The 5,842-nt window shown below is 63.2% G+C and carries 5 protein-coding genes and 1 pseudogene; 3 read left to right on the top strand and 3 right to left on the bottom strand.

Going from position 1 to position 5,842, the window contains the following annotated elements; all coding sequences use genetic code 11:
* Positions 1-924, bottom strand: a pseudogene (locus E5W87_RS33410) (hypothetical protein); the annotation flags it as partial.
* A 619-nt stretch (positions 925-1,543) separates the two neighbouring features.
* On the opposite strand from E5W87_RS33410, the gene E5W87_RS33405 reads away from it, so the two are divergent.
* Positions 1,544-1,939 carry an acyl-CoA thioesterase gene (locus tag E5W87_RS33405; protein WP_023761257.1) on the top strand — a complete coding sequence of 132 codons (396 nt, stop codon included), beginning with the start codon at positions 1,544-1,546 and terminating at the stop codon, positions 1,937-1,939.
* Positions 1,940-2,418: 479 nt separating this feature from the next.
* Here E5W87_RS33405 and E5W87_RS33400 read toward each other — a convergent pair whose 3' ends face one another.
* The gene (locus E5W87_RS33400) at positions 2,419-2,787 is read right to left on the bottom strand and encodes a helix-turn-helix domain-containing protein (protein WP_029350030.1); all 369 of its coding nucleotides are present in this window, start codon (positions 2,785-2,787) and stop codon (positions 2,419-2,421) included.
* Positions 2,788-2,879: 92 nt separating this feature from the next.
* On the opposite strand from E5W87_RS33400, the gene E5W87_RS33395 reads away from it, so the two are divergent.
* On the top strand, positions 2,880-3,485 hold the full coding sequence (locus E5W87_RS33395) for an NADPH-dependent FMN reductase (protein WP_292407602.1): 606 nt from the start codon (positions 2,880-2,882) through the stop codon (positions 3,483-3,485).
* 65 nt (positions 3,486-3,550) lie between these two features.
* Here the strand turns inward: E5W87_RS33395 and E5W87_RS33390 are convergent, their stop codons facing one another.
* The gene (locus E5W87_RS33390; protein WP_292407599.1) at positions 3,551-3,943 is read right to left on the bottom strand and encodes a helix-turn-helix domain-containing protein; all 393 of its coding nucleotides are present in this window, start codon (positions 3,941-3,943) and stop codon (positions 3,551-3,553) included.
* A 97-nt stretch (positions 3,944-4,040) separates the two neighbouring features.
* Between E5W87_RS33390 and E5W87_RS33385 the strand changes: the two genes are divergently transcribed.
* Positions 4,041-5,021 carry a zinc-binding dehydrogenase gene (locus E5W87_RS33385; protein ID WP_292407597.1) on the top strand — a complete coding sequence of 327 codons (981 nt, stop codon included), beginning with the start codon at positions 4,041-4,043 and terminating at the stop codon, positions 5,019-5,021.
* Positions 5,022-5,842 lie beyond the last annotated feature (821 nt).

Here is a 5,842-nt window from a genome sequence, read left to right as displayed (position 1 = left end):
GCCCTCCGGAACCTCGGGACGCTCCCTGCGCGGGCGTTCGATGCGGCGGCCTTCCTCGGAGATGACGGAGCCGACTTGCACCGGATATGTCGAGGCTCGCGCCTGCGCCGCGGCGTCGCTTTCGGGCGGCCGCTCGGCCCTGGCCCGAGTGGGCTGGTCCGACTCGGTGCCGCCCGGCTTGCGCCTCACCGGCTTTTCCTTGGCGCTGTCGAAGAGCCTGGCGGCGTTTTCGGGACGGCGCATCGCCGCTTCGCGCTCCTTGCGCCGCTTCAGGCGTTCCTCGGTGATCGCGGGCTCGGGTTCGGCGGCACGCCGTTTGACGGCTTCGCGCACCTTGCGCCGCTTCAGGCGCTCCTTGGCGATCGCGGGCGCGTCGGGTTCGGCGTTGCGCTGCCTGGCGGCCTCGCGCACCTTGCGCCGCTTCTGGCGTTCCTCGGTGATCGCAGGCTCGGGTTCGGCGGCACGCCGTTTGACGGCTTCGCGCACCTTGCGCCGCTTCTGGCGTTCCTCGGTGATCGCAGGCTCGGGTTCGACGGCACGCCGTTTGACGGCTTCACGCACCTTGCGCCTCTTCTGGCGCTCCTCGGCGATCGCGGGCGCGTCGGGTTTGGCGGCACGCCGTTTAACGGCTTCGCGCTCCCGCGCCGCAGGCCGCTCGGCCCGCTCGCGCTGCGCCGGCCTTTCTGCCCGAGGAGTCGGTTGCTCGTCGCGTCTGGCCCCCTTTCGCTGCTTCCTGCGCAGCAGCTTTTCCTCTTCGGGCGACTGGGCTTGGGCCAGAATAAGGGGGGCGGCGTGCGGCTGGGCGTCGCGCGAAAGTGCGGGAAGCGGAGCAGGTGTCAACATGAGGCCGACCGCGGCACCCACAAGAATCCGAAAATGACGTTTCATCTGGCCAATGATTCCGTAGAGCAGTCCCTTGCGCATCCTCAACCTTGAAACAGGTAAGATTGTTCCCATTCGGTCGATTCCCGAGCGCTTCGAGGCGTTTTTTCCGTCGAGAATATGTCCAGGGCGCGGCGCTTCACCGGCCCCAGCCGGGAAGGGCCCGAGAAGCGCGACGCTTTTGATGAGTTTTCACGGGACCGCTGTCGATGATCAGATCGATCTTCAAGAACGAAAACAATGTTGGACCTCTGCGTACGGCATCGCGAGCGACACTGGAAAATGCCAATCTCGCACCCGCGTCCAAGCGACCTTTGCCTTTCAGGAAAGCTCGATGACGGTCAGATCTTTTGATAATGATCTTGCGACCCCGTTCTACTATGTTCGCCCGCAGCGACGTCGAACCACTAACCCCTGTGCGGTCCTTGCAGCGAAGCAACACGAAGGTCGGCCAACGGGTCGGAGAGGCGACCGACAAGGTCGCCTCGATGTTGGTCCGGAAATGGCGCTACCTGCCCGCTCCGATCGATGAGTCAAAGGGCAATATTCCACCCCATAGCCGAATTTGAAACTGCGACATTACCGGCTGGCGGCGCGTTGACGCACCGTTGCCATCCCGATACGGGATCGGGAGAAGATCGATATCGAGGGAATTTGGCGCATGGTGCATTATGCGGATGGACGGCCGATCGGCGATCTGACGCTCAGGACGTTGGCCATGCCTTCGGACGCCAATGCGGCGGGCGATATCTTCGGCGGCTGGGTGATGGCGCAGATGGACCTTGCCTGCGGTATCCGCGCCGCCGAGCGCGCCAAGGGCCGCGTGGTGACGGCAGCGGTGAAGGAAATGTCGTTCGCCAAAGCGATGAAGATCGGCGACACGCTGTGCATCTATACGCATGTCGAGCGCGTCGGCCGGACCTCGATGACGCTCAAGGTCGAAGCATGGGCGCAACGCTACCTCTCCGACCTGATGGAGAAGGTCACCCATGCCGATTTCGTCATGGTGGCGCTGGACGGCGAAGGCAAGCCGAAGGCGGTTCCGGCGGAAGGCTGACCGGCTGGATGTGGTCAGCTTTAAGTCGAACTGCAACGCCGCTGCCAGCCTCTCGCAAGGGATGCGAACAGCGATGCTTCGCGTTCGCACATTTCCGGCAGGGCATGGGGAAAAGACAATGCGTCAACGATTGCTGAACGGCGCATTGGCAGGCGCGCTTGCAGCCTTGTTCTGCCTGTTGGCCGCAACCGCCTAAACTGAGGTCAAACGAGACGAGGCCGAAGCCAGTTGCACCTCCGAAAACCACGCCCCTGAAAGCGGCGAGTGACTAGGTGCGGACTCTGCGTTGCAACGACGTGCCACACCGGCGCGATGAGCGTGGAGCAATTGCGGCAAAGAGGCGGCCTGCGCCATGCAAGGTGGTCAATCGGGCCCGAAAATCGAAACGGACCGAAAGCCGTCTGCGGGCCTGAATGCAGATGCAACCATAGAATTCATCTGCGCTCGCGCCGCACGCAAACCCTTGCAGCGCAAGAGTTTCAGGCATGAATCCCATCGAACCTCGCCCGCGCGGCCTTGACGCGCTCGGTGTTCTTGCGCGCCCATTCGCCGAGCGCCCCGACCGGCACAAGAAGCTCGTAGCCAAGGTCGGTCAGCTCATAGTCGACGCGCGGCGGAATGGTCGGAAACACGGTCCGGGTGACGAAGCCGTCGCGCTCCAGCCCGCGCAAGGTGGTGGTCAGCATCTTCTGCGAGATGCCGCCGACGGCGCTGCGCAGTTCGTTGAAGCGCAGTGGCCCGTCACCGAGCTTGCCGACGACCAGCACTGTCCATTTGTCGCCGACGCGCTGCAGGATTTCCGAGATGGCGCGGCAGTCCTCGGTGCGGTGCGGGTGCCTAGGTAACAAAAAGGTGCCTCCTTGCGCCTCGTGAGTGCAGTCACTCATATAGCTCAGGTATATAAACGATACCAGATATTTGCCTAAAGGAGAGCCCCTCTATGTCCAAACCTAAAATCGCTATCATCGTCGGTTCGACTCGCGCCGCCCGCTTCGCCGACGTGCCGACCCAGTGGATCGCCAAGATCGCCAAGTCGCATGCCGACATCGACGTGGAAGTGGTCGACCTGCGTGACTTCCCGCTGCCGTTCTTCGATGAGGTCGCTTCGTCCGCCTGGGCGCCGTCGCAGAACGAAGTGGCGCAGCGCTGGCAGAAGAAGGTCGCGGAATTCGACGGCTTCATCTTCACCGCCGCCGAATACAACCATGGCCCGACTGCCGTGCTGAAGAACGCCATCGACTACGCCGCCAATGAATGGAACAAGAAGCCGGCCGGCTTCGTTGGCTATGGCAGCGTCGGTGGCGCACGTGCCGTCGAGCAGCTCAGATTGCATGCTGTCGAGTTGCAGATGGCGCCGGTCAAGTCCGCCGTCCACATTGCGTGGGGCGATTTCCTTGCTGTCAGGCAAGGTGACAAGAAGCTGGAGGAATTAGAGCACCTGAACCAGGCGGCGACCGCGCTGGTCAACGACGTTGCATGGTGGGCCAAAGTGCTGAAGGCGGCGCGTCAGGCCGACGCCGTCGCCGAGGAAGTCAAGGCGGCCTGATCCTCAGACCAGAACAATCCTCCCAAGGATTCCCGGGGGCGACGCTTGCGTCGCCCCTTTTTGATTCAGGCGATGGCCGGCTGCCGCGCCTGCCGAGGCCTGATGATGCAATCGGCAAGGCGGTCCATTTCATTCAGCTCATCTGCATGGTGCTGGCCCCACTCACAGAGCGCCAGAAGGATAGGCTCGAGGCTAAGGCCGAGCCGCGTCGCCGAATATTCGACGCGTGAGGGAATCTCGGCAAAGATCTCGCGTCTGACAAGGCCGTGTTCTTCCATTTCGCGAAGCTGCTGGATCAGCACTTTCTGCGTGATGTCGGGCACCAGCGTCTTCAGCACCGACAGTCGCCTGGGGCCGTCGAAGAGATGGTAGAGAATAACAGCCTTCCATCGACCCGAGATCACTTTCAGGGCGCGTTCCGCCGGCAGCATGGGCAGTCTTTTGGTCAGCTTGGCCATGGTCACCTCTTGGTCAGCAGGGGACAAATGAGTGTGTAGTCGCGATCAGGCAGATAGTGGCAAACAGCAGCCGATGCCATAGTGATGGGTACATGCCATGAGAGCCATTCAACTGAACCGTTTCGGCGGTCCTGACGTCCTGGATGTCGTCGAGATGCCGAAGCCTGAGCCGCAAGCAGGCGAGGTTCTGATCCGCGTGCGCGCGGCCGGCGTGAATTTCTTCGAAGTGCTGATGCGCGGGGATCGCTACGCGGTGACGCCAGACCTGCCCATGATGCTCGGCGTCGAGGCTGCGGGGACCGTGGAGGCGCTTGGTCAAGGAGTGGACACCTCGCTGACCGGGAGACGCGTCGCGGCGCCGCTGTTCGCTTCAACGCACCCCTTTGGCGGCTATGCCGACTATGTAACGATCGACGCAAAGCTGGCCGTGCCTCTGCCGGACGCGCTCTCGTTCGAAGATGCGACGGCATTGATGGTGCAGGGGCTGACGGCCTTCCATCTGCTGCGGCAAAGCCCGCCCGCCGGCAAGTCGGTGCTGGTGACTGCGGCTGCGGGCGGTGTCGGCTCCTTGCTTGTCCAACTCTCCAAACGCCAGGGCGCCAGCGCCGTGATCGCGGTTGCCGGCAGCAGGGCCAAGCTCGATCTTGCCCTGTCGCTTGGAGCCGATGCCGTGGTCGACTACAGCACGGCGGATTGGCCCATGCGTGTGCGGGAAGCGGCAGGTGGCGCCGGCGTCGATTTTGTCTACGACATTGTCGGCGGCTCGATGACGTCGGCGTTGCTGGAGGCCCTCGCGCCTGGCGGAGAGCTGGTCTTTGCGGCGCTGGGCAGATACGCGATCGGTGCCTCGGAGATGGAAGCGATGATTACCCGGAACCAGTCGCTGAGAGGGTTCGCCCTGCTGCCGCTGATTTCGCCCGATGTGCTCAGGGCCAGCCTGTCCAAGCTTTTCCAGCTGGCTGCCGGCGGAGAGCTCGTGGTGACCAAAGGCAGCCGCTTCGCGCTCGACCAGGCCAACGAGGCGCATCGCCTGCTGGAAGAGCGCCGCTCGATTGGCAAGGTCGTGCTGGTGCCTTGAGTATCGCGGCCGATTAAATTGCCCACACGCTGATCGTGGAATCTGTCCGCTTTGTGCCAGTAGGAGGCGCACTGTCTAGCGACAAAAGTTAACTTGGCTTCGCCAGGATTGTTCCGATAGCGCGTCCGCTTCTGATAGGTTTGCGATCAGTACGCGCAGGGCCGGGCTGGCAAACTCACACTCGCGGGCACGGTTGATTACCGACCCGACTAAAGCGACTTCGGCAGAGCGCCGTGTGTCCCTCCTACAGGTACAGGCCTGGAGCTATATTATTGCAGTGACCCTGCCCGCAGTATCGACGCGACAACCGACTTGCGCCCGCCGAACTTCGATGCCGCCTTGTCTTGCGTAGTCTATTCGCACCTCGATCGGCGCCGTGAGTGCTCCCCGACGTTGACGTAAGGCACCTGCGCTTACCGCGTGGACACGGACGGCGCCAAGCGGCGTCGCAGCGGACGCGATCGCCGCGCGGCAGGCGCGCACGACCGCAGCTGGCGTACCGGGTTTCGCTTTCAGTGGTCTCAAAGATCCAAAGGGATAGCCCCTGGTGGAGTCACCCTCACCGGCTTTGGAAGGCCTGAGGACGGGTGGCAGGGCGATCGATTGCTTGGCGGTCTTGGCAAAGGCAGTGGCTGTCGTGACTGCGGCCGGACTACCGGGAGCGGTAGCCGATCCGTTTTCGGCGGACGGATCGTCGCCCATGCCGATACCCGTCGAAGGGCTGCCACTGGCACTAACGCCTGCGCCGACCGACACGTTACCTGTGCTGACCGAAGCTCCAACGTTTGCTCCACCCGCACCGTCGACGCTCGTGCCCACCC

It is taken from the genome of Mesorhizobium sp. (assembly GCF_004962925.1).
Lineage (GTDB): Bacteria > Pseudomonadota > Alphaproteobacteria > Rhizobiales > Rhizobiaceae > Mesorhizobium.
This window is presented reverse-complemented; position numbering and strand designations above follow the sequence as displayed.